Source organism: Montanilutibacter psychrotolerans, from assembly GCF_003719825.1.
Lineage (GTDB): Bacteria > Pseudomonadota > Gammaproteobacteria > Xanthomonadales > Xanthomonadaceae > Montanilutibacter > Montanilutibacter psychrotolerans.
In genome coordinates this window covers 1-23,932 of sequence record NZ_RIBS01000002.1, presented here as the reverse complement: position 1 = coordinate 23,932, position 23,932 = coordinate 1, and the positions used below count along the sequence as shown (strand labels likewise).

The window sequence follows — 23,932 nt, the reverse complement described above, 5'->3', positions numbered from 1 at the left end:
CCGCCCGCCCCTCCAATCCCATCAGGCTCCCGGACGATGCGCCCTCGGCGCCGCGAGGGCCCAAAACGCGCAAAGGGCGCCGAAGCGCCCCTTGCAAGACCTGCTAAACCGGGCGAACCGGCTCAGGCTGGCAGGCCTCAGACCCGGCTGGCGATCGCCTTGGCGAACGACATCGTGTTGCCGGTGCCGCCCAGGTCGGCGGTGAGCGAGTCCTTGGCCTCGAGGGTGGCAATGATCGCCGCGCGCAGGCGTTCGGCCTTCTCGGTCTGGCCGAGGTGATCGAGCATCTGTGCCGCGCCCAGCAACAGCGCGCACGGGTTGGCCTTGCCCTGACCGGCGATGTCGGGCGCAGTGCCGTGCACCGCCTCGAAGATCGCCGCGTCGGTGCCGATGTTGGCGCCCGGCGCCAGGCCCAGGCCGCCGACGAGACCGGCACACAGGTCGGAGATGATGTCGCCGAACAGGTTGGTGGTGACGATGATGTCGAACTGTTCCGGGCGCATCACCAGCTGCATGCAGGTGTTGTCCACGATCATCTCGTTGCACTCGATGTCCGGGTACTCGGCCGCAACCGCACGCGCGGTGCGCAGGTACAGGCCCGAGGTCGACTTCAGGATGTTGGCCTTGTGCACCACCGTGACCTTCTTGCGGCCGGTACGGCGCGCCAGGTCGAAGGCGTAGCGGACGATGCGCTCGGAACCACGACGCGTGGTGCGGGTGATCGAGGTGGCGGTTTCGCCGTCTTCAGAGAGCGCCTGGCCTTCGGCGCTGTAGGCGCCTTCGGTGTTTTCGCGCACGGTGATCAGGTCGACGCCAGAACCGAAACGCGACTTGGTGTTCGGGAACGACTTGGCCGGACGCACGTTGGCGTACAGGTCGAAGCGCTTGCGCAGCTCGACGTTGATCGAGCTGAAGCCTTCGCCGACCGGCGTGGTCAGCGGGCTCTTGAGGGCGATGCGGTTGCGGCGGATCGAGTCCATCGTCGCCGCCGGCAGCAGCTCGCCGTGCTTCTCGAGTGCGACCAGGCCGGCATCGGCGAACTCGTACTGCAGGCCGACGTCCATCACGTCGAGCACGTGCAGGGTGGCGTCCATGATTTCCGGGCCGATACCGTCGCCACGGATGACCGTAATGGTCTGCGTCATAAGGGGTTTCCTGCTGGTGGGCGCGCCGGACCCGAGGTACGGCGGCGGATGGTTTAGCCGCGGAATTATGCCGGAAGCGGCCCCGGCCTGCAGGTAAACGCCCACCCGACGATGGTCCAAGGCCGGTTCGGCAAACCCGTCCGGGTCATGCGCGCGCCTGACAAAATGCCGATACCAGCCGGTCCGGCCCGAAGACGCTCGCGGTCGCACACTCTGCGCAGGCAGGCGCCACATCCGGCAGGCGCCCCGTCCCGGGCCGGGTCGTCGCAGCTGCCCCGGGCATGCCGGGCAGCCGGTCATTCGATCGCGGCGTCAGTCGTGGTCGTGCACGGGCGGCGTGGCGGTGTCGCCCTGCTCGAGCCGGTCCAGGAAATCGACCGCCCGGCGAAGGTGCGGAATCACGATCGAGCCACCCACCACAAGACCCACCGAGAACGCCTCGAACATCTCGTCCCGGTTCACGCCGGCGTCCTTGCATTGCGCCACGTGGTAGCTGATGCAGTCGTCGCAACGCAGCACCATCGAGGCCACCAGACCAAGCAGTTCCTTGGTCTTCAGGTCCAGCGCGCCGGGCTGGTAGGTCTGCGTGTCGAGCGCGAAGAAGCGCCGCACGACCTGGTTGGGCTCGGCGAGAATGCGCTCGTTCATGCGCTTGCGGAATGCGGTGAACGCCGCAACGCGATCTTCCTCGCCGCCGTCCGGCTTCTGGTTGTCGGCGCTCATGCCACGGACCCCGCCAGCAGCGGATCAAGTCCACCGGCACGGTGCAGCGCGATCATGTCGTCGTAGCCGCCAACGTGCGTGTCGCCCACGAAGATCTGCGGGACGCTGGTGCGTCGGGTCAACGCCATCATCTTTTCGCGCTCCGCCGGGTCCAGATCGATGCGGACTTCCGTCCACCCATGGCCTTTGCTCTTGAGGAAGTTCTTGGCCGCGACGCAGTAGGGACAGATTGCCGTCGTGTAGATCACGACCTGCGGCGTGGTAGTGGCGTTGTCACTCAAAACGGTTCTCCTGGGCGCTGTGATTGCTCGGCGGCCGATGCTGCGTGAACTCGGCCGGCCCGGCGCGGTCGAACCCCCGTCGCCGTGGCCTGCGAGGGTATATGGTCCCATGCCCGCGGCATTTCCACCCCGCTGTCCGCACCATCACCCGCCACCCGGCCCGCGTGTTTGCCCGTAGCCTTAACGGGGATTCACCCAGCCTGCGCCGCGCGGCCGCATCCTGCCGCAGTCGCATTCCAACGACCCGAGGGGACCCCGCTTGCGCCGCATCACCCTGCTCACCGCCGCTCTGACCCTCGCCCTGGCCGCCGTCTGCAGCCCGGCCCAGGAGTCGCGGCTGCCCGATATCGGATCCTCCGCCGGCGAGCTGCTGAACCCAGCGCAGCAGGCGGAGTACGGCGAGATGTTGCTGGCGCAGTTGCGCCATTACGACTACGTGCTGGAAGACCCGTTGGTGGACGAATGGCTGGACCAGCTCGGCAGCCGCCTGGCCAACAACAGCGATCGCCCGCAACAGCCGTTCACCTTCTTCATGCTGCGCCAGCGCCAGATCAACGCGTTCGCCACGCTGGGCGGCTACATCGGCGTCAACGCGGGACTGGTGCTCAACGCCGAACGCGAGGACGAGGTCGCCGGCGTGCTCTCGCACGAGATCGCCCACGTCACCCAGCAGCACGTGCTGCGTGCGGTCGAACGGGCCCAGCGCGACCAGTTGCCGATCCTGTTGGCGATGCTCGGCGCGATCGTGCTCGCGCAGTCCGCCGGTGGCACCTCCTCCACCGACGGATCCAACGCGGCGATCGTCTCGGCGATGGCGCTGCTGCAGCAGCGCCAGATCGACTACACCCGATCCAACGAATCCGAAGCCGACCGCGTCGGCATCCAGACGTTGTCTCGCAGCCAGTACGACCCCGCGGCGATGGCGGATTTCTTCGAGCGCCTGCACGTTGCCAGCCGCAGCAACCGGGCCAACGAGTACAACACCAGCGACGATTACCTGATGACCCACCCGGTCACCACCACGCGCATCAGCGAGGCCAAGGAGCGCGCCGAGCAGATCGCGCGCGCGCCAGGCCGCTTCAACGCGGGCACCACCCTGGCCAGCGACAACCCGCTGTTGCCAGGTGGCCTGCGCATCGGCGATGCCATGCCGACCCAGGGCGGGACCGGACGCTTCGAGTTCGCCCGTGAGCGCCTGCGCGTGCTCAGCGCCGACACGCCGCGCGCGGCCATCGACGAATACACGCGGCTGGCCCGCGCCGGCAAGGCCAGCCCCGCGCAGCGCTACGGCCTGGCGGTCGCGCAACTGCGCGGCAACCAGCCGGCCGCCGCGGCCGCAATCCTGGGGGAACTGCTCGAACAACGTCCCGGTGACACCTGGGTGCTGCTGGCCCTGGCCGAGGCCGAGGCGCAGAGCGGCAAGCACGCTGCGGCCGACGCACGCCTGGATGCCCTGCTCAAGCAAAGTCCGCACAACCGCGCCGTGGCGCTGACCTTCGCGCGCCTGCTGGCGGAGCGGAACAACGCCGCTGCCGGCCAGCGGGCGCAGGCGCTGCTGCGTCCGTTGCTGTCGCAGTCGGCCGATGACGCGGTGTTCCAGAAGACCTACGCACGTGCCTGCGAGCTGGCCGGCGATCGCATCCGCGCCGGCGAGGCCTATGCCGAAGCGGCCTACCTGGGCGGACGGCCGGAGCAGGCACTGGTTCAGCTCAACACGCTCAAGAAGAACACCGAGCTGGACTACTACGCCCGGGCGCGGATCGAAGCGCGCATCGCCGCGATCACGCCCACGGTGCTCGAACTCCGCCGCCAGGGCGTTCGCGACGAAGACCTGCAACGCCGGTAAGGGCGCACCGGTCTCGCATGTCACGGAGCTGTCACTAAACGGTAGTGTACTGACGCCGCTCAGGGGAGTCGGGTTGTCCCGGCTCCCTACGGTGCAGGGATGCACCGTGCGCGCCGTGGCGGCTGTCGCCGCGACGCGCGGAGCCGGACCGGCCTGAAGGCCGGCCGCGTCACCCCGGACGGCGCCCTGAGGGCGACGTCGGGGCCACTCCTGGTCTTTCCCCCGGTGACCACGTGCAAAAGCGCATCCTGATTGTCGAAGACGAGCCCGCCATCCGCGACATGGTCGCCTTCGCCCTGCGCAAGGGCGACTACGACCCGATTCATGCCGGTGACGCCCGCGAAGCCCAATCGGCCATCGCCGATCGGGTGCCGGACCTGATCCTGCTCGACTGGATGCTGCCCGGCACCAGCGGCCTGGAGCTGGCCCGCCGCTGGCGCAAGGAATCGCTGACGCGCGAAGTGCCGATCATCATGCTCACCGCGCGCGGCGAGGAAAACGATCGCGTCGGCGGGCTCGAAGCCGGCGTCGACGATTACGTGGTCAAGCCGTTCTCGGCACGCGAACTGCTTGCGCGCATCCGTGCGGTGCTGCGGCGGTCCCGTGAAGACGACGAGGACGGCAGCGTCGGCGTCGGATCGCTGCGCATCGACGGGGCGGCTCACCGTGTATTCGCCAACGCCGAAAGCGGCGACCAGCCGGTGCAGATCGGCCCGACCGAGTACCGGCTGCTGCACTTCTTCATGACCCATCCCGAGCGCGTGTACTCGCGCACCCAGTTGCTCGACCACGTCTGGGGCGGCAGCGTGTACGTGGAAGAGCGCACCGTCGACGTGCACATCCGTCGCCTGCGCAAGACGCTCGAACCGCACCTGCTCGATGGCATGGTGCAGACCGTGCGCGGCGCGGGCTACCGGTTCTCGGCCTCGCCAGAAGTGTGATGCCGCCGGCTGGCGCCCCTCGCCGGCCGGCACCGCTGCGAACGCCCGCCGGCCGCACCGCCGGCGGAAACTTCACCCGCGCCGCGTTCCCGCGTCCGCCGCTAGACTCCAACGCATGCCCCCCAGAGCCCGTTCCGCCTGGTTCCGCACCCTCGGCCAGCTCGCGCTGATCCTCGCCGCCGCCGCGGTGGTGGGCGCGCTGGTGGGGCAGCCCTGGCCGGTGTTGACCCTGGCTGCGCTGGGCGTGGTCGCCTGGCACTACTGGCAGCTGCGCGGCCTGCTGACGCGCCTCACCGCCCGCCAGCGGCTCGAACCGGTTGCCGGTGCCGGCGTCTGGAACGAGCTCGACCACCTGCTCGCCCGGGGCCAGGGCGAGATGCGCGGCCGCAAGCGGCGCCTGATCGAGATGCTGCGCGCCTACCGCGCGGCCGCCGCGGCATTGCCCGACGCGATCGTGGTGGTCGAACGCAACAGCCAGCGCGTGCAGTGGTTCAACGAGGCCAGCGGACCGCTGCTGGGCCTGCGCTACCCGCAGGACATCGGCGCCGCGCTGGTCGACCGACTGCAGCCGCTGCCGCTGTCGCACTGGCTGGCTGCCGGGCGCAATGCCGAAGCGCTGGAGACGCCTTCGCCGTTCAGCCCCGGCACCACGCTGAGCCTGCGACTGATTCCGTACTCGGAAAACCTGTGGCTGCTGGTTGCGCGCGATGTCAGCCGATTGCTGCAGTTGGAACAGATGCGCCGCGATTTCGTCGCCAACGTGTCCCACGAACTGCGTACGCCGCTGACGGTGGTGCACGGCTACCTGGACATGCTCGACCCGGCCGAACACCCCGACTGGGCGCCGATCCTGGGCGAGATGCAGCGCCAGTCCCAGCGCATGACCCAGCTGGTCGAGGACCTGCTGACGCTGTCGCGCCTGGAATCGCAGGACAGCCTGCACGAAGAGGATCACGTGGCGATGTCGTCGATGGTCGGCACGCTGCGGCGCGAAGCGATGGCGCTGAGCCAGGGCCGCCATGAGGTCAGCGCACAGGACACCGCCAACGTCGACCTGTGGGGAGCGCACAAGGAGCTTCACAGCGCCTTCTCCAACCTGGTCAGCAACGCCGTGCGGTACACGCCGGCGGGCGGCAGCATCCGCATTGTCTTCCGTCGCGACGGCGACGGCGTTTCGCTGGAGGTCACCGACAGCGGCTACGGCATTCCCGCCGGGCACCTGCCGCGCCTGACCGAACGCTTCTACCGCGTGTCGACCAGCCGCTCACGCGAGAGCGGCGGCACCGGCCTGGGCCTGGCGATCGTCAAGCACGTGCTGAACCTGCACCAGGCACGGCTGGAAGTCGCCAGCGAGGTCGGTCGTGGTAGTACCTTCTCCTGTCACTTTGGCGCTGAGCGCCTGCGTACCAGGGAAACCACCGGGATGACGCCATGAACGCTCCGAACAGCAACGCCAACGCCGGCCACGACGCCACCGCGATCGACACGGACGCCGCCGGAACGCCACGCCGGCCGTCGGAGGCGGCGGGCGAATCATCGGGACGCGTGCGCGAACCCGCCCACGCACCCAGCCGCCCGGAGCCCTTGCCCTTGGACACCAGCCCCATGCAGGACCTGGGCGACAGCGATCCGCTGCGCGACAACGCGTTGTACTTCAACCGCGAGTTGTCGCAGCTGGACTTCAACTTCCGCGTGCTCGCGCAAGCGCAGGACCCCCAGGTGCCGCTGCTGGAACGCCTGAAGTACCTATGCATCAGCTGCACCAACCTCGATGAGTTCTTCGAGATCCGCGCCGGCACGCTGCGCCACGCCCAGGACCTGGGCCTGCCGACCGGCGCCGACGGCCTGCCGCCGGCCACGGTGCTGGCGCGCATCCACGATCGCGCCGCCGAACTGGTGCAGGCGCAGTACGAATGCTGGAACCACGTGCTGCGCCCGGCGATGGACGACGCCGGCGTACGCGTGCTCGGCCGCGACTGCTGGAGCGAATCGCAGATGCGCTGGCTGCGCGACTACTTCCGCGACGAGGTCATGCCGGTGCTGTCGCCGCTGGGCCTCGATCCGGCGCACCCGTTTCCGAAGATCCTCAACAAGTCGCTCAACATCGTGGTCGTGCTGGAAGGCAAGGACGCGTTCGGCCGCCAGGGCAACCTCGCCATCGTGCGAGCGCCGCGCTCGCTGCCGCGCATCATCCAGTTGCCCGAGGACGTGTCCGGCGGCCCGCACGACTTCGTGTTCCTGTCGGCGGTGTTGTCGACCTTCGTCGACGAGATGTTTCCGGGAATGCTGGTCAAGGGCGCGTACCAGTTCCGCGTGACGCGCAACTCCGAGCTGATCGTCGACGAGGAAGAAGTCGACAACATCGCGCTGGCCCTGCGTGACGAACTCGTCGGCCGCGGGTACCTCCGCGCGGTGAGGCTGGAGATCGCCGAGCAGTGCCCCAAACCGATCGTGCGCACCCTGCTGGAGAACTTCGACCTGCCCGAGAACGCGGTCTACCGCATCAACGGACCGGTCAACCTCAACCGCGTGACCCAGGTGTACGACCTGGTGCAGCGCGCCGATCTGAAGTTCCCGCCGTACCAGCCGCGCCAGCTGCCGGGTGTCGAAAACATCTTCGACACGGTCGGCAGCGGCGACGTGCTTCTGCACCACCCCTTCGACGCGTTCACCCCGGTGCTGGAACTGGTCCGCCAGGCCGCCGAAGACCCGAACGTGCTCGCGATCAAGCAGACCCTGTACCGCTCGGGCAAGGATTCGCAGATCGTCGAGCAGCTGGTGCAGGCCGCGCGCAACGGCAAGGACGTCACCGTGGTGGTGGAACTGCGCGCGCGCTTCGACGAGGAGGCCAACCTGGGCTTCGCCGACCGCCTGCAGGAAGCCGGCGTGCAGGTGGTGTACGGCGTGGTGGGCTACAAGACCCACGCCAAGATGCTGCTGGTGGTGCGCCGCGAGGGCAGCAAACTGCGCCGCTACGTGCACCTGGGCACCGGCAACTACCACGCCGGCACCGCGCGGGCGTACACCGATTTCGGCCTGATCACCGCCGACCCCGACATCGGCAACGACGTCCACCTGATCTTCCAGCAGCTGTCGGGGCTGGCGCCGGCAATCAAGCTCAAGCGCATGCTGCAATCGCCGTTCACCCTGCACGCCGGGGTGCTCAAGCGCATCGACCGCGAGACCCGGCTGGCGCGTGCCGGCAAGCGGGGTCGCATCATCGCCAAGATGAACGCACTCAACGAGCCGCAGGTGATCCGCGCGCTCTACCAGGCCTCGCAGGCCGGCGTGCAGATCGACCTGATCGTGCGCAGCGCCTGCACCCTGCGACCGGGCGTGCCTGGCATTTCGGACAACATCCGCGTGCGTTCGATCGTTGGACGCTTCCTGGAGCACCACCGCATCTACTGGTTCGGCAACGACGGCGAACCCGAGCTGTTCTGCGCCAGCGCCGACTGGCTGGAACGCAACCTGCTGCGGCGTGTCGAGACCGGCTTCCCGATCCTCGACAACGGCCTGGCGCGGCGCATCCACGACGAGGCACTGACCAACTACCTGGCCGACAACGTCAATGCCTGGCAGTTGGAGGCCGACGGCAGTTACCGCCGCGTGCAGCCCGAGATGGGGGCCTCGGCGCACTCGGCGCAGGCGTCGTTGTTGGCCCAGATCTGCGAATAGCCGATCATTCCCCCATGAACGGAATGCTCCACACGGCCCGGTTGCCGCTACAAGACGGCGATCTGCTGGCCGCGGTCGACCTTGGCTCCAACAGTTTCCACATGGTGGTGGCCAGCTACGTGCTCGGCCAGCTGCGCGTGGTCGATCGCCTGCGCGAGACCGTCCGCATGGCCGAAGGCCTGGACCGCAGGGGCGGCCTGGACCCCGAGTTCCGGCAGCGCGCGCTGGACTGCCTGTCGCGTTTCGGCCAGCGCCTGCGCGACATTCCGCCGCAGCGGGTGCGTGCGATCGCCACCAACACCGTGCGCCGCCTGGCTGCGCCGCAGAGCTTCCTGATGCCGGCGGAGTCGGCGCTGGGGCATGCGATCGAGGTTGTCGCCGGCCGCGAGGAAGCACGCCTGATCTACCTCGGCGTCGCACACGCGCAGCGCCCGCGCGACGGCGGCCTGCGGCTGGTCATCGACATCGGCGGCGGCTCCACCGAATGCATCATCGGGTCGGGTTTCGAGGCGATCGAGCGCGAGAGCCTGCAGCTGGGCTGCATTGCCAGCACCCGCCGTTTCTTCGAAAACGGCAAGCTCAGCCGCAAGCGCTGGAAGGATGCGCTGGCCGAGGTCACCGCCGAGTTCCAGCAGTTCGCCGGCACCTACCGCGCCCTGGGTTGGGACGAGGCCCTGGGCTCGTCGGGCACCTGCAAGGCAATTGGCGACGTCTGCGCGGCCATGAAGCTGACAAAGGGCGCCATCACCGCCGAGGCCCTGCCGCAGTTGCGCGACCGCATGCTGCAGGCCGACCGGATCGACGCGATCGACCTGCCCGGCCTGTCGGCCGATCGCCGTCCGATCATCGCCGGCGGCGTGCTCGTGCTCGAGGCGGCCTTCGCCGCACTTGGCCTGCAACGGCTGATGGTCAGCAAGGCCGCGATGCGCGAGGGCGTGCTTTACGACATGCTCGGACGCGGCGGCGTCAACGACCCGCGCGACGTCGCGGTGGCGGCGCTGATCCAGCGCTACGGCATCGACAACGTCCAGGCCGGGCAAGTCGAGGCGAGCGCACTTCGCATGTTCGACCAGGTGGCAGCGGCCTGGATGCTCGATGACGACGACCGCGTGATGCTGGCCCGCGCCGCACGGCTGCACGAGTTGGGCCTGGCCATCGCGCACAGCCAGTACCACGTTCACGGCGCGTACGTGCTCGAGCACTCCGACATCTCCGGCTTCTCGCGCCAGCAGCAGCAGTTCCTCGCCGCACTGGTACGCACCCACCGCCGCAAGGTGCCCAAGTCCGCGTTCGACGCGCTGCCCGATCGCCTGTTGGCGACCGCGCGTCGCAACGCCGCCCTGCTTCGCCTGGCAGTGCTGCTGCACCGCAGCCACGATACCGATCCGATCCCGCGCCTCGACGCACGCGCCGACGACAGCAGCTTGCGCCTGACGCTGGACAAGCGCTGGCTGGAAACGCGCCCCCTGCTCAAGGCCGACCTGCACGGCGAACCCGACGACCTGGCAGGCCTGGGCATCGGGCTACGCATCGAAGCCCTGTAGCGCGACGCCCCGCGCGTTACGCCGCCGCGCGCGTCGATCGCGCGGCATGGCACTGCTCAGCCCGCGCCCCACTGCGCCATCAGGAAGTCGACCAGCACCCGCACCCGCAGTGGCATGTGCCGGCTGCCGGGGTAGATCAGCGAGAAGGGTCGCGAACGTCCACCGTATGGGCTCAGCACCTCGACCAGCCGCCCGTCGCGCAGGTCATCCTCGACGATGAAGCGGTAGGTCTGCAGTACCCCCGCGCCATGACGCGCCAGGGTCACCGTGGCCAGCAGATCGCCGCTGCAGCACGCGCCGCCTTCGGTGGCCAGTTCGACATCGCGATCGACATCGCGGAACAGCCACGGCACGCGCTGGCCACTGCTGGGCAGCACGAACTGGATGCAGTCGTGGCGGTCCAGATCGGCCAACGTCCGTGGCGTGCCGCGCCGCGCCAGATACTCGGGCGTCGCCACCACCACCAGCGCCGCGTCCTCCAGCTTGCGCGCCACCAGTCCCGAGTCCGGTGGCGTGCGCCCGCGGATTGCCAGGTCGAAACCCTCCGCGATGAAGTCGATGTTGCGATTGCTCAGGTGCACGTCGACCTGGACGTCCGGATACAGCGCCCGGAACGCCGCCAGTCGCGGCAGCAGCCGGCAGTGTCCGAGCGGCGTCGAAACGCTGATGCGCACGATCCCGGCCGGGCGAAGTTGCTGGCCGGTGAGCTCGCGCTCGGCCTCGGCCAGCTGGCTCAACGCCGGCCGACATTGGGCGTGATAGGCACGGCCCGCATCGGTCAGCCGGACCTTGCGCGTGCTGCGCACGAACAGCCGCACACCCAGGCGCGATTCCAGCCGGCTTACCGAGCGGCTGACCGCCGCCGGCGTGAGCCCGGCGCGCGTCGCGGCCAAGGTGAAACTCTCCAACTCGGCGGACAGGCAGAACAGTTCGATGCTGCCCAGCATCAGCGCGTCGAACTGTCGGGCCATCTTGTTACTCCATGTAACTTGTGGAGTGAATGATTCCACGTTTATCGCGCCAGATCACCGCAATAGCATCACCGTCGTTCCTCCCCCATTCCTTGGAGTCACGACGATGAAGCTGTACTTCGCCCCCGGCGCCTGCTCGCTTGCCGTCCACATCGCCCTGCGCGAGTCCGCGCTGCCGTTCACGCTCGAACGTGTCGACACCAGCAGCCACACCACCGAGACAGGTACCGATTTCCACGCCGTCAACAGCCGCGGCCAGGTGCCGGTGCTGGAGTTCGGCGATGGCCAACGCATGACCGAAGGCGCGGTGATCGCCCAGTACGTTGCCGACCAGGCCAACGCCGGCAACCTCATCCCCTCCGTCGGCAGCCTGGCCCGCTACCGCGTGTTGGAGTGGCAGAACTACGTGGGCACCGAGCTGCACAAGGCGTACACGCCGCTGTTCAATCCGGCGCTCGACACGCAGGCCAAGCGCACCCTCGTGGCCGTGCTGCGCGGCAAGTACGAGTGGCTGGACGCGCGCCTGCGCGAGCTTTCCGCCACGGGCCACGACTTCCTGACGGGTGCGTCGTTCACCGTCGCCGACGCCTACCTGTTCACCGTGTCGCGTTGGGCGCGGTTCGTCGACCTCGACCTGGGCGGCCTGCCGTCGCTGCACGCCTACCTGGCGCGTGTCGGCGAACGCGATGCCGTGCGCGCGGCCCTGCAGGCCGAGGGTCTGCCGGCGTGAAGCGCTGGCCCGCCACGGACGCGATGCGCCGGCTCGGGCTGCGCCTGCCGATCGTGCAGGGACCGTTCGGTGGCGGGCTGTCGTCGGTTGAACTGACCACGGCCGTCAGCGACGCCGGCGGGCTCGGTTCGTTTGGTGCGCACCACCTCGATGCCGCGGGGATCGACGACACCGCGTCGGCGATCCGCGCCCGCAGCGCCGGGCCGTTCGCGCTGAATCTGTGGGTGCCGTTCGAGGACAGCGAAGCTCCCGACGTCGACGACGAACAATTCGCCCGCTACGTCGCCCTGCTGCAACCGTACTTCGACGAACTCGGCGTGCCCGCGCCACAGCGTCCAGCGCGGTACATGCCGCGCTTCGACGAACAGGTCGACGCGGTGCTGGCCGCCCGGCCGGCCGTTTTCAGCTTCGTGTTCGGCATTCCGCCCGAGGACGTGCTGCGCCGCTGCCGCGACCTGAGCATCACCACGCTGGGCGCGGCAACCACTCCCGACGAAGCCGTTGCACTGGCCCAGGCGGGCGTCGACATGATCGTGGCCACCGGCTTCGAGGCCGGCGGCCACCGCGTGTCGTTCCTGCGCCCCGCCGAGGAGTCGCTGACGGGGACGTTCGCGCTGGTGCCGCAAGTGGTCGACGCGGTCGACTGTCCGGTGATCGCCGCCGGCGGCATCGGTGATGGCCGCGGACTGGTCGCGGCGATGGCGCTGGGCGCGCAGGCGGTGCAGATCGGCACGGCGTTCCTGGCCTGCAGCGAGTCCAACGCCAGCGACGTCCATCGACGTCGTCTGTTCAGTGGCGACGCACGCCACACCGCCCTGACCCGTGCGTTCAGCGGCCGCCTCGCCCGTGGCATCCGCAACCGGCTCATGGACGAACTGGCCGATCACGCGACCGAACTCGCCCCCTACCCCGTGCAGAACTGGCTGACCGGTCGCTTCAAGTCCGAAGCGGTCGCCCAGGACCGCCCCGACCTGATGTCGCTATGGTCCGGCCAGGCCGCCCCGTTGCTTCGCGAACGAAACGCCGCCGCGCTGATCACGCACCTGATGGCGCAAGCGCAGGCCGTGGCCGCGCGAATGGGTGCCTGACGACGATCCGGCCGGGCGCGCGGCCGGCGACGGAGCGGAAAGCCCTCCAGCCGGGGACTTTCCGTAGGGCGCATTAGCCGAAGGCGTAATGCGCCGGATGGAACGCGAAGATGGATCCGACCTCCGCGGCAACCAATCCGGCGCAATGCGCTTCGCTTATTGACGCCCTACGAGTGCTGATTGTCCAAGCGCAGGCCGTGGCCGCGCGAATGGGTGCCTGACGCTGATCCGGCCGGGCGCGCGGCCGGCGACGGGGCGGAAAGCCCTCCAGCCGGGGACTTTCCGTAGGGCGCATTAGCCGAAGGCGTAATGCGCCGGATGGGGCGCGAAGATGGATCCGACCTCCGCGGCAACCAATACGGCGCAATGCGCTTCGCTTATTGACGCCCTACGAGTGCTGAATGTCCAAGCGCAGGCCGTGGCCGCGCGAATGTCCGAGCGCGCGGCCAGCGAGGGGTCGAAAGCCCTCCAGCCGGGGACTTTCCGTAGGGCGCATTAGCCGAAGGCGTAATGCGCCGGATGGAACGCGAAGATGGATCCGACCTCCGCGGCAACCAATCCGGCGCAATGCGCTTCGCTTATTGACGCCCTACGAGTGCGCCTTGCGGCCTTCCGCTTGGGAAACGGGGATTTTTCCCTGTCATCCCATGCGAACGCCAGCGCGTGGTCGATCTGGGAGGTGCCGGGGCTGTCCGGCCACGACACGCGGCGCACACACCAGTCCGCCTATCCTGCCAACACGCAAACACCGTGGCCGTTGCTTGACACGGAGCGGTGGGAATGAAACCGTCGGCGAGGAAAGGCAAGCCGTCGTCGCACGCCCCGCAGGTTCCGCACCCGCAGTCCCTGCGTCAGGAAGTCCTTCGCGCCGGAGAGATGCACATGACACGGATCCAGTCGTTGCTTTCCACCGTACTGCTCGCCACCGCCGCACTGTACGTGCCCGCTGCGCACGCACAGACGGCCACCACCACGTTTGACGTCACCATCACCATCCAGAGTAGTTGCACCGTCAACACGCCGGCCGCCACCGACGTCGCCTTCGGCACTCACCCGTCCACCGACACCAACATCGACGCCGCCGGCCAGTTGAACGTCAACTGCACGCCGGGCACGGACTACACCATCTCGCTGGACGAAGGCCTCAACGCCGGCGGCGGCGGCGTTGCCGCGCGGGCGATGATCAACGGTGGTACCGACCTGGTGCCCTACCAGCTCTACACCGACTCGGGACGCACCGACATATGGGGCGAGACCATCGGCACCGACACGGTGGCAGGCACGGGCACCGGCGCGGTCCAGGCCTATCAGGTGTACGGCCGGGTACCCAGCGCCGGCTTCCCTGCCGACAGTTACTCAGACACCGTCACCGCAACCGTCACCTACTGAGCGTGCCCATCACGATGCCCACACGGCCCTCGTCCGGGGCGCCGCTGGTCGTGTTCGCGCTGGCAACGCTCGCATGGCTGGCCATGGGCCACGACAGCCGCGCGGCGAGTCTGCAGGTGGCACCGACCACGATCACCCTGCAGGCACGACAGGCCGCCGAAGGCCTGACGCTGAGCAACACCGGAGCGCAGACGCTGCACGCACAATTGCGCGTTTTCCGTTGGACGCAGCACGATGGCGTGGACCGGCTCGACGCCACCGGCGACGTGGTGCTGAGCCCACCGATGCTCGAACTCGCCCCTGGCGCGCGACAGCTGGTCCGCATCGTGCGCACCGGGCCGGCACCCGTCGACCGGGAAGCCAGCTACCGCGTCATCGTCGATGAACTACCCATCGATGCTCACGACGCATCACGCTCCGGGTTGCGGCTTGCGCTGCGCTATTCGATCCCCGTGTTCCTGATGCCCGTCAACCGGCCTCAATCGGATGTGTCACGACCGGATGCGTCCCAGGCACAGCTCTCCGCAACCCTGCATGCACGGCTCGGGGGGGCCCACCCGACGCGCTTCATCGAGATCGACAACACCGGCGATGCGCACGCGCAGATCGCGGACCTGGCGTTCGTCGGCGACGACGGCCAACGCGTGGCCGTCGCACCCGGATTGTCGGGCTACGTGCTGCCGGGCCAGCGCATGCGCTGGAACCTGCCGGTCACGCTCGACCTCGAACGCGATGCCGGGCGCGACGGCGCGTTCAAGGCAAGGATCAACGGCGAACCGGGCGAACGCACGTTGGTGCTGGATGCGACGGCCCGGTGATGCAGGGCCGCGCACAGCGCCGCCGATTCCCTCGTGCGTGCCGGGTGCGTCGCAACCCACCGCGCGGCAGTCGGCCAACAGGCGACTGGCCACGCTGGTGGCCGCCATGCTCGCGCTGCTTGCCGAAGATGCCGCCGCGCAGCACGCACCCGACGGCGGCGTGGCGGCCGCGGAACTTCCGCCGGCCCAACCGGGCGGCCATGCGAGCGCGCAGGTGCTGTACCTCGAAGTGGTGCTGAACCGCACGCGGCTGCCGCAACTGGTGCGCTTCATCCGTCGTGACGGCCGCATGTTCGCCGACAGCCGCGACCTGCGCGGCATGGGGTTCACTCTCCCCGGCCACGAACTCTCCGCCGAAATCGCACTCGATCGGCTTCCCGGCGTGCAGACCCGGTACGACCTCGCCAACCAGCGCATCGACATCGACGCGCCCCTGTCGCAGCTCACGTTGCCGACCACGCGATTGAACACCCGCGACGGGCGTGCTGCGCCGATCACCGCCACCGCACCCGGCCTGCTGCTCAACTACGACCTGTACGCCAGTCACGACAAGTCGAACAGTGGCCTCACCGCCACCGGCGAACTACGCGCGTTCGGCATCGGGCCCGGTGTGTTCAGCACCTCGGCCGTGACACGCGGCTACCGTTCCGACGACGACGGCTGGCGCGGCCAGACGGTGCGCCTGCAGAGCAACTGGGAGTTGTCGTTTCCCGCAGCGGCGCTGACGTTGACCGTGGGCGACACCTTCAGCGGCTTTCTCGACTGGACCCGCCCGGTGCGCCTGGGCGGTGTGCAGATCGGCCGCAACTTCGGCCTGCAGCCCTATCGCGTCACCACCCCAATGCCGGCGTTTCTTGGCGAGGTGGCGGTGCCGTCGGTCGTGGATCTGTACGTCAACGGCGTGCGCCAGTACCGCGGCGAATTGCCGGTGGGTCCCTTCCAGTTGTCCACCGTGCCGGGCATCAGCGGTGTGGGCAACGCGCACCTGGTCATCACCGACGCGTTTGGCCGCACGCGCAACCTCGACTTCCCGTTCTATTCCACCCGGCAGCTGTTGGCCAAGGGTCTGTCGGACTGGTCGCTGAGCGCTGGCACCGTGCGGCAGGACTACGGCGTCCGCTCGTTTTCGTATGCCAGCGAACCGGTCTTCAGCGGCAACCTGCGTCATGGCATCAGCGACAACCTGACCCTGGAATCGCACGCCGAAGCCGGCGGTGGCCTGCGCAACGCAGGGCTCGGTGGCGTGTGGCTGATCGGTCGCGCAGGTGTGTTCAGCGCATCGCACGCGCGCAGCCGACTGGATCGCGAACACGGCTCGCAGACCACCCTGGGCTACGCCTGGAACAACGGCCACTTCAACGTCTCCGCTGACAGCCAGCGCACGTCCGGCGACTACCGCGACATCGCCTCGCTGTACGGCCCGCGTGCGCCTGAGATCAGCGAACGCGCACTGGCGGGCTTCACCACCGCATGGCTGGGCAATGTCGGCATCAACTACGTCCGCCTGCGCCAGGACGATACCGATGCGGCATCGACCGTGGGCCCCGCCACTGCCCGCTATGCCGGCGTTTCGTGGACGCGCAATTTCGCGCGCGACTGGTCGGTCAACCTGTCCTACAACCGCAATCTCGACGACCACAACGACCGCAGCCTGTACCTCAGCATCGCGGTTTCGCTGGGTCACGACCACCGGCTCGACACATCCTGGCAACGCAACAACGGACGCGACAGCACGGTCATCGATCTGACCCGACCGGTTCCCGGCGATGGTGGCGCGGGCTGGCGCGTGCAGATGCACACCGGCGACGGCGGAGATGGAGGCCTGGCCGAAGTGGGCTGGCTGGGAGCTCACGGTCGCGTCGGATTGGGTCTCGCGCGCCTGGGCGGCTACGGGCACGGCTACGCGCAGGCCAGCGGCGGCCTGGTATGGATGGGCGGGCACGGGTTTGCGTCGCGTCGTATCGACGATGCGTTTGCGGTGATCACCACCGACGGGATCGGCGGCGTTCCGGTGCAGCTGGAGAATCGTCCCATCGGTCACACCGATGCCGACGGGGTGCTGCTGGTGGCGCCGCTCAATGCGTGGCAGCACAACAAGCTCTCCATCGACCCGATGTCCCTGCCCGCAGCGATGCGCATCGCTGACACCGAATTGATCGCCACGCCCAGCGACCGCGCCGGTGCGCGCGTCCGCTTCGCGATCACGCCCATTCGCGCGGCCCTGGTGGTGCTGCACGACCGCGCGGGCAAGCCGCTGCCGCTGAACACCCGGGTGCGCGTGGAAGGCAGCGCGGCCGACGTCATCGTCGGCTACGACGGCGAGACCTACATCGAAGACCTGGGCACGCACAACCGGTTGCGCGTGCAGACGCCGTCGGGCACGTGCGTTGCCCGCTTCGACTACCCGGAAACCGTCAACGCCATTCCGCGCATCGGCCCGCTGCCGTGCGGCGACGAGACGCCACGATGAACCCGCTGCCACGTGCCATCGGACGGCTGCTGGGCGCATTGCTGCTGGCTGCGCTGTGGTGGTGTCTGCCCGCGCCCGCCCAGGCCGCCACCAGTTGCAACACCACGCCCACGCCATTGAGCTTCGGCACCGTGACCGGCGCGGCCAACGTCGACAACACCGCCACCGTCGGCATCACCTGCTCGACCAGCGGGCTGACATTGCTGGCCACGGTCCGCGTTCGGATGTGCCTGAACATCGACGCAGGCGTCAACGGCGCCGGCCAGACAAACCCCCGTCGCCTGACCAACACCTTCGGCGATCCCATGCAGTTCCAGATCTATCGCGACGCCGCGCGCACCCAGATATGGGGAAGCACGTCGACGCCGGCCACGCCCACCCCGGTGCAGATCGATCTGCAATACAACGCACCGGTGCTTGGCGGCAGCGGCAACACCTCGGCCACCCTGTTCGGGCGCGTGGCCGCGCAGCTGGGTCTGTCCGCAGGGCTGCACAACAACCCGTTCACCGGTGCCCACACCCGCCTGGACTACCGGTACGCCGAGCAACTGCTGGGCACGCCGCCCTACCCCGCGTCGTGCACGTCCGGCGGAACCGGCGGCGGCAGCATCACCTTCCCGTTCACCGCCAGCGCCACGGTGCCCAACCACTGCATCATCGACAGCGCCACCGACCTGGATTTCGGCAACGTGCCCGGGCCGATCGCCGCCGACATCGACCAGACCTCCACCGTCACGATGACCTGCACCAACCGCACACCCTGGAACATGGCGCTGGACGACGGCCAGAACGCCAGCGGCGTGCTGCGCCGCATGCGCCTGGGCGCCACCGGCAACTACCTCGGCTACGAGCTGTACCGCGATGCCGGACGCACGTTGCGCTGGGGTGCCGCCATCGGCACCGACACCGTTCCCGGCACCGGCAGCGGCTCGTCCCAATCGCTGACCGTCCACGGACGCGTCCCAGCGGTCCAGTCCGTACCCCCAGGCGACTACGCCGACGTGATAACCGTCACCGTGACGTACTGAGCCTCCCCCACCGTAGGATGGGTTGAGCAACGCGATACCCATCAACGCAACCGTAGGATGGGTTGAGCGAAGCGACCCCCATCATCACCGCTCGCCGAACCCACCATCAACGCCAACCCCGACACCCCAATCCACGGGCAACCGGCCTTCGGCCACGTAACGATGAAACGTCGAATGCGGCCAATCCACGGTCCGTTCCACATGCCGGTGTTTGACTGGATTGAAGTGGACGTAATCGACGTGGCGACGCAGGTCGTTTTCATCGCGAATCAGATGCTCCCAATAGCGACGCTGCCAGATGCCGCGCTCACCCTTGGCGACACGGCTGTCGCGACGGCCTTCTCCAAACGGGATCTGTCGTGAAAACCAGGTCTTGACAAGGCGCCAGCGCAACGAATGATCGGCGTCGCCATCGGGCAGCGTCCAGACCGCATGCAAGTGCTCGGGCATGACCACCATCGCGTCGATCACGAACGGATGCCGGCCACGCGCATAGCGCACCGCATTGCGAAGGTCATCGATGCGGTCGGTCAGCAGCGTGGTGTCGCGGCGGGCGAGATTGACGGTGAAAAAGTAGCTGGCGCCGGGTACGCGGGCGCGTCGGTAATCGGTCATCCATGACCTCGTGTGACGGCGCTGATGGGTATCGCTTCGCTCAACCCATCCTACGGCCTAACGCGTTTCACCAAGGTCGGCCAAGGCCCACCTGGCCCCGCAACGCAGGATGGGTCGGGCGCGACAATACCCATCAACAGAAACGTAGGATGGGTTGAGCGCAGCGATACCCATCGACAGTGATTAGCGAACTCGCGAATACGGCAGTTCCCAGAGTGGCCGGGGCAGAAGACGTTGCGCCGCCGCACGACGACAAAGCGGACCACGCATTGCAGTCGACGTGGCGCGTGACGGGTATCGCTTCGCCCAACCCATCCTGCGCAGAGGCCCTTCGGAACGCGTCAGGCCACGACCAGCGACTCAAGCGATCGCGTCGCCATGTTTGCCGTGAACTGCACGACCTGGAAGCTGGCCACGTCGTGAATCTGGAAAGGGTCTTCGGCCAGGATCGCCTGCAACCCCGCCAAGGACGAGCCGTTCGCCAGGATCACCCCGCCATCCCGCGGCTCCTTTGGCCCGGAGAGAAGAAACACTCCCGCGTCGTAGTTCCTCTTCAGGAACTCCCGATGTGCCGGGAGATGCGCATCCACATCGGCAAGCGGCTTGGTGTAGGTCAACAGCACAATGAACATGGCATTCCTTCGCGAGGCGGGCCCGCATCTTGAAGGCTATCGCAGCGCCACTCCATCCCCCCGACTGGCTTTCACGATGGTGGTCCAACGCCCACCGCCCCCCCCAACGTAGGATGGGTTGAGCGCAGCGATACCCATCGACAGTGATCAGGGAACGCGCGAACGCGGCGGATCCACGGATGGTCGGGGTAGAGGAGGCTCTGCCGCTGCACGGCGAATCACGGCATGCAAGGCCGTCGATGTGGCGAGTGATGGGTATCGCTGCGCTCAACCCATCCTACGGCGCTGCACCCTGTCTATCTGGCGCTGGGATCCCTGCCTGCCGAGCGCCATGCCTCGTATGACCAATGGTTGCGAGCGGGCGTCAGCGAGGACGACAGTGGCCTCGCGGATCAGCACCTGACGCGTGCTGCCGCTGGGCGTGACGCCGACTTCGGTGGTGCGGCCCATCGTGTCGCGCACGTAGTCAACCGCCATGCCGCCAGGGTACGTCATCGACGTCAGCTGCCCGAAGGCAGAATCCGCCTGGCCAGCGGCGGCGCGGACTATAACAAAGGGGGTCGTCCGCCCGACCACGCGCCTCAGGAGGATTTGCCGGGGCGCAAACGAGCCACAAAGGCCTCACAGCGCCGCCAGCCTTCGCCGCGGGCGCAAAACGCAACCCCGCCAAAGGACAGATTGCGGCAAGCTCCTCCGAACGGGTTGCCCCGGCCATTTGCCCCAGCCCCCCTGTCCCGGCTACAATCCCGCGGCTTCGTGTCGCCCTGGCTCCGTCCAGGCCTCGCGCAGTCGCCCACGCCGGGCGTCATCGGCGAATACACACCTGCTGCCACAGCCCGTGCCGGGGTGCTTCACACGTCCGCCAGGACCGCGAAGTTCGGACACGGAGGCCGCAGGGAGGCCCAACCCCGGAACCATCGCCCCAGCCTCGCGCGGGGCAGCCGCCACACCTTTCCGGCGGCCGGTTCCACTGCCTTGGAGTTACCGCAATGCCCCAGATCACCATGCGCCAGATGCTCGAAGCGGGCGTCCACTTCGGCCACCAGACCCGTTACTGGAACCCGAAGATGGGTCCGTACATCTTCGGTGCCCGCGGCAAGATCCACATCATCAACCTCGAGAAGACCGTTCCGCTCTTCAACGACGCGATGAACTTCCTCTCGGGCATCGCCCAGAAGCGCGGCATGATCCTGTTCCTCGGCACCAAGCGCAGCGCGCGCGAGTCGATCAAGGAAGAAGCCGAGCGTTGCGGCATGCCGTACATGAACCAGCGTTGGCTGGGCGGCACGCTGACCAACTTCGCGACCGTCAAGAAGTCCGTGCAGCGCCTGAAGGAGCTGGAAGCGGCCGAGACCGACGGCACCTTCCTGAAGCTGGTCAAGCACGAAGTGCTGGGCCTGCGTCGCGAGCGCGACAAGCTGCTGGCCTCGCTGGGCGGCATCAAGGAAATGAACCGCCTGCCCGACGCGATCTTCGTGATCGACATCGGTCATGAAGACATCGCGATCAAGGAAGCCAAGAAGCTCGGCATCCCGGTCATCGCCGTGGTCGACACCAACTACAACCCGGAGCTGGTGGACTACGCAATCCCGGGCAACGACGACGCCATCCGCGCCGTGCAGCTGTACGCCCGTGCCGCCGCCGACGCCGTGCTGGAAGGCAAGGCTGCCGCTCCGTCGGCCGCCTCGGTCCGTGAAGACGAGTTCGCCGAAGCCGCCGAAGGCGAGAACGGCAAGGCCCCGCGCCGCGCTCCGGCCAAGAAGGGCAAGGCTGACGAGGCTCCGGCCGAAGACGCCCCTGCTGCAGAGTAAGAACCGCGTCATGCGGCCGCGCGATGCTGCGCGGCCGCTTCCCAATTTCCCGCCGCCCTGACGACACGGATTCCGCACACGCCTTTCGGCGTGCCCGCGGCCTTCCACGCCACGTCCGGGATGGCAATGCACCTGAGGCAACCCCCATGGCAGAGATCACCGCTTCCCTCGTCAAGGAACTGCGCGAGCGCACTGGCGCCGGCATGATGGAATGCAAGAAGGCCCTCACCGAGAACAACGGTGACATCGACGCGTCGGCCGAGTGGCTGCGCAAGTCGGGCCTGGCCAAGGCCGACAAGAAGGCCAGCCGCGTCGCCGCCGAGGGCCGCATCGTCGCCGCCCAGGCCGACGGCCGCGCCGTGCTGGTCGAGATCAACTCCGAGACCGACTTCGTCGCCAAGGACACCAACTTCCTGTCGTTCACCGACACCGTCGGCCAGGCCGCGCTTGGCGCTGCCGACGTCGACGCGCTGAAGGCCACGCAGCTGGCCAACGGCCAGACCGTCGAGGAAGCCCGCGCCGAACTGATCGCCAAGGTCGGCGAGAACGTGCAGGTCCGCCGCATCGCCCGCATCGACAGCGCCAACACCCTGTCGGCCTACGTGCACGGCGGCCGCATCGGCGTGCTGGTCGAGGTCAAGGGTGGCGACGCCGAACTGGCGCGCGGCCTGGCGATGCACATCGCCGCGATGAACCCGCCGCACATCAAGGCGTCGGACGTCCCGGCCGAGTTCGTCGAGAAGGAAAAGGAAATCGAGCTGGCCAAGATGACCGACAAGGACAAGGCCAAGCCGGCCGACATCCTCGAGAAGATCATCGGCGGCAAGATCGCCAAGATCGTCAACGAAGTCACCCTGTACGGCCAGCCGTACGTGCTCGACACCAACCTGACCGTCGAGGCCGTGCTCAAGGCTGCCGGTGCCGAGGTTGTCACTTTCACGCGTCTCGCCGTCGGCGAAGGCATCGAGAAGGTGGTCGAAGACTACGCCGCTGAAGTCATGAAGCAAGCCGGCCTGGCGTAAGCCGCGCCACCCGCCTCGAAGCTGCAAGGAAAAGGCCGCGGATTCCGCGGCCTTTTTCTTTGGCGCTGCGCCGTCCATTCCGGAGGCGCCTGAGCGGCACGCGAGGTGACGGATGCGGCGTGGCGGCGCTTCCACGCCAGCCACGCGCACCCGAAACTCGCGCCCGACCTCAGCCCTGCTGCTGGAAGTAGATCTCTTCGTACGGCTGCACCACCACCCAGCCGTTGCCGGAGAACTTCATCTGCACGCTCTCGCCCGAGCCGCGACCGAACAGCGTGCCCAGCGAGATGTCCGTGACCATGTCCGGGCTCAGGTTGCCCGACCAGGCCACGGTCGCATTCGGATCGGTGAACACCGGCTGGTCCGGCGTCACGACCAGGGTCATCGGCTCGTAGTGCGAGGTGATCGCCACGACGCCGCTACCGGTCAGCTTCATGTTGAACAGGCCACCGGACACCATGCCGGCCACCTTGCGCATCATCTTGATGTCGGACTTGATGCCATCCTCGTAGGCGAGGATGTCGTTGCCGTTGACGAAGATCGACTCGCCGGCCAGACGCAGCAGCGTGATCTTCTTGCCGGCATCGGCCACGTACACGCGCCCCTGGCCTTCCATCTTCATCATCTGCGTGCCTTCGCCGCTGATGGCCTTCTTCAGCAGGTTGCCCAGGCCCTGGGCGAGCATGCCTTCGCGCACGAACTTGACGCCGCCGCGGTACGCGACCATCGAGCCGGCCTTCGCCCACACCCGGCCGTTCAACTTCACCTCGAGCATGTGCGAGCTTTCCAGCTCGAACACGTCCGGGCTGAGGTCCTTCTGCTTCGAGTCCTCGAGAAAATCCGCCAGGTTCTTGATCGCCATTGCCACTCCTTGGGTTTAAGCCGAGCCGCATCGTGCGGCATCGACAGGACCTTGAATGATAGTGGGTGATTGCGACGGACGAGTCGGCTGTCGCACATTGCGGTGCTTTGGCGCGATCCATGCCGAGGTGGATCTTCATGGCGACGCAACCCATCCGGCGCATTACGCCTGCGGCTAATGCGCCCTACGGGTCTGCGATTGCAACCGGACCGCCCGGATCTCGTAGATACCGTCTTGGCCGTCAACTGCCGGGCAAGTAGTTTGGATCGAACGGCCGGCCGGATTTCACCACGCCAAAGATCAGGTGCAACAGCTTGCGCATGGCGGCGCCGATCTGC

General features: G+C 67.9%; 22 protein-coding genes. 14 read left to right on the top strand and 8 right to left on the bottom strand.

Annotated elements, in window-relative coordinates; all coding sequences use genetic code 11:
- Nucleotides 1-137: 137 nt before the first annotated feature.
- The 3 genes from EER27_RS03710 to grxC form a co-directional block, all read right to left on the bottom strand.
- Complete coding sequence (locus EER27_RS03710) at nucleotides 138-1,145, bottom strand: isocitrate dehydrogenase (protein WP_123086710.1); 1,008 nt, start codon at nucleotides 1,143-1,145, stop codon at nucleotides 138-140.
- Nucleotides 1,146-1,457: 312 nt separating this feature from the next.
- The gene (locus EER27_RS03705) at nucleotides 1,458-1,868 is read right to left on the bottom strand and encodes a carboxymuconolactone decarboxylase family protein (RefSeq protein ID WP_123086709.1); all 411 of its coding nucleotides are present in this window, start codon (nucleotides 1,866-1,868) and stop codon (nucleotides 1,458-1,460) included.
- On the bottom strand, nucleotides 1,865-2,149 hold the full coding sequence (grxC, locus tag EER27_RS03700) for a glutaredoxin 3 (protein ID WP_223807162.1): 285 nt from the start codon (nucleotides 2,147-2,149) through the stop codon (nucleotides 1,865-1,867). Before grxC ends, EER27_RS03705 begins: the two co-directional genes overlap by 4 nt.
- A 259-nt stretch (nucleotides 2,150-2,408) precedes the next feature.
- On the opposite strand from grxC, the gene EER27_RS03695 reads away from it, so the two are divergent.
- The 5 genes from EER27_RS03695 to ppx all read left to right on the top strand — a co-directional run bounded on the left by EER27_RS03695 (nucleotide 2,409) and on the right by ppx (nucleotide 10,158).
- Nucleotides 2,409-3,995, top strand: a complete 1,587-nt coding sequence (locus tag EER27_RS03695; RefSeq protein WP_223807161.1) for a M48 family metalloprotease — start codon at nucleotides 2,409-2,411, stop codon at nucleotides 3,993-3,995.
- A 233-nt stretch (nucleotides 3,996-4,228) separates the two neighbouring features.
- On the top strand, nucleotides 4,229-4,936 hold the full coding sequence (phoB, locus tag EER27_RS03690; protein ID WP_123086707.1) for a phosphate regulon transcriptional regulator PhoB: 708 nt from the start codon (nucleotides 4,229-4,231) through the stop codon (nucleotides 4,934-4,936).
- A 115-nt stretch (nucleotides 4,937-5,051) separates the two neighbouring features.
- The gene (gene phoR, locus EER27_RS03685) at nucleotides 5,052-6,371 is read left to right on the top strand and encodes a phosphate regulon sensor histidine kinase PhoR (RefSeq protein WP_123086706.1); all 1,320 of its coding nucleotides are present in this window, start codon (nucleotides 5,052-5,054) and stop codon (nucleotides 6,369-6,371) included.
- Nucleotides 6,372-6,541: 170 nt separating this feature from the next.
- The gene (gene ppk1, locus EER27_RS03680; RefSeq protein WP_123087240.1) at nucleotides 6,542-8,614 is read left to right on the top strand and encodes a polyphosphate kinase 1; all 2,073 of its coding nucleotides are present in this window, start codon (nucleotides 6,542-6,544) and stop codon (nucleotides 8,612-8,614) included.
- 23 nt (nucleotides 8,615-8,637) lie between these two features.
- Nucleotides 8,638-10,158 (top strand): exopolyphosphatase, encoded by a 1,521-nt coding sequence (ppx, locus tag EER27_RS03675; RefSeq protein ID WP_123087239.1) that lies wholly within the window; start codon nucleotides 8,638-8,640, stop codon nucleotides 10,156-10,158.
- Nucleotides 10,159-10,214: 56 nt separating this feature from the next.
- On the opposite strand, the gene EER27_RS03670 is transcribed toward ppx, so the two are convergent.
- Nucleotides 10,215-11,129 carry a LysR family transcriptional regulator gene (locus EER27_RS03670; RefSeq protein WP_123086705.1) on the bottom strand — a complete coding sequence of 305 codons (915 nt, stop codon included), beginning with the start codon at nucleotides 11,127-11,129 and terminating at the stop codon, nucleotides 10,215-10,217.
- A gap of 106 nt (nucleotides 11,130-11,235) precedes the next feature.
- Between EER27_RS03670 and gstA the strand changes: the two genes are divergently transcribed.
- From gstA to EER27_RS03640, 7 genes are all read left to right on the top strand, one after another.
- On the top strand, nucleotides 11,236-11,859 hold the full coding sequence (gene gstA, locus EER27_RS03665) for a glutathione transferase GstA (RefSeq protein ID WP_123086704.1): 624 nt from the start codon (nucleotides 11,236-11,238) through the stop codon (nucleotides 11,857-11,859).
- Complete coding sequence (locus EER27_RS03660; protein ID WP_223807159.1) at nucleotides 11,856-12,947, top strand: NAD(P)H-dependent flavin oxidoreductase; 1,092 nt, start codon at nucleotides 11,856-11,858, stop codon at nucleotides 12,945-12,947. Before gstA ends, EER27_RS03660 begins: the two co-directional genes overlap by 4 nt.
- A 532-nt stretch (nucleotides 12,948-13,479) precedes the next feature.
- The gene (locus EER27_RS16845) at nucleotides 13,480-13,731 is read left to right on the top strand and encodes a hypothetical protein (protein ID WP_148040918.1); all 252 of its coding nucleotides are present in this window, start codon (nucleotides 13,480-13,482) and stop codon (nucleotides 13,729-13,731) included.
- A gap of 98 nt (nucleotides 13,732-13,829) precedes the next feature.
- Nucleotides 13,830-14,336, top strand: a complete 507-nt coding sequence (locus EER27_RS03655) for a Csu type fimbrial protein (RefSeq protein WP_123086703.1) — start codon at nucleotides 13,830-13,832, stop codon at nucleotides 14,334-14,336.
- Nucleotides 14,337-14,350: 14 nt separating this feature from the next.
- The gene (locus EER27_RS03650; protein WP_123087237.1) at nucleotides 14,351-15,154 is read left to right on the top strand and encodes a fimbrial biogenesis chaperone; all 804 of its coding nucleotides are present in this window, start codon (nucleotides 14,351-14,353) and stop codon (nucleotides 15,152-15,154) included.
- 106 nt (nucleotides 15,155-15,260) lie between these two features.
- Nucleotides 15,261-17,624, top strand: coding sequence for a fimbria/pilus outer membrane usher protein (locus EER27_RS03645; protein WP_123087236.1), 2,364 nt, complete (start codon nucleotides 15,261-15,263; stop codon nucleotides 17,622-17,624).
- Entirely contained in the window at nucleotides 17,621-18,652 is a 1,032-nt protein-coding gene (locus EER27_RS03640) for a Csu type fimbrial protein (protein ID WP_123086702.1), read from the top strand. The genes EER27_RS03645 and EER27_RS03640 overlap by 4 nt, the downstream gene beginning before the upstream one ends.
- Before the next feature lie 84 nt (nucleotides 18,653-18,736).
- On the opposite strand, the gene EER27_RS03635 is transcribed toward EER27_RS03640, so the two are convergent.
- The 3 genes from EER27_RS03635 to EER27_RS03625 form a co-directional block, all read right to left on the bottom strand.
- Complete coding sequence (locus EER27_RS03635; protein WP_123086701.1) at nucleotides 18,737-19,267, bottom strand: REP-associated tyrosine transposase; 531 nt, start codon at nucleotides 19,265-19,267, stop codon at nucleotides 18,737-18,739.
- Nucleotides 19,268-19,608: 341 nt separating this feature from the next.
- Entirely contained in the window at nucleotides 19,609-19,899 is a 291-nt protein-coding gene (locus EER27_RS03630) for a YciI family protein (protein WP_123086700.1), read from the bottom strand.
- 267 nt (nucleotides 19,900-20,166) lie between these two features.
- Nucleotides 20,167-20,376, bottom strand: coding sequence for a hypothetical protein (locus tag EER27_RS03625; protein WP_148040917.1), 210 nt, complete (start codon nucleotides 20,374-20,376; stop codon nucleotides 20,167-20,169).
- Between the two features lie 512 nt (nucleotides 20,377-20,888).
- Between EER27_RS03625 and rpsB the strand changes: the two genes are divergently transcribed.
- The gene (rpsB, locus tag EER27_RS03620; protein WP_123086698.1) at nucleotides 20,889-21,710 is read left to right on the top strand and encodes a 30S ribosomal protein S2; all 822 of its coding nucleotides are present in this window, start codon (nucleotides 20,889-20,891) and stop codon (nucleotides 21,708-21,710) included.
- 146 nt (nucleotides 21,711-21,856) lie between these two features.
- A complete protein-coding gene (tsf, locus tag EER27_RS03615) occupies nucleotides 21,857-22,732 on the top strand; it encodes a translation elongation factor Ts (RefSeq protein WP_123086697.1) in 876 nt (291 codons plus the stop codon).
- 169 nt (nucleotides 22,733-22,901) lie between these two features.
- On the opposite strand, the gene EER27_RS03610 is transcribed toward tsf, so the two are convergent.
- Nucleotides 22,902-23,594, bottom strand: a complete 693-nt coding sequence (locus EER27_RS03610; protein WP_123086696.1) for an AIM24 family protein — start codon at nucleotides 23,592-23,594, stop codon at nucleotides 22,902-22,904.
- Between the last annotated feature and the right edge of the window lie 338 nt (nucleotides 23,595-23,932).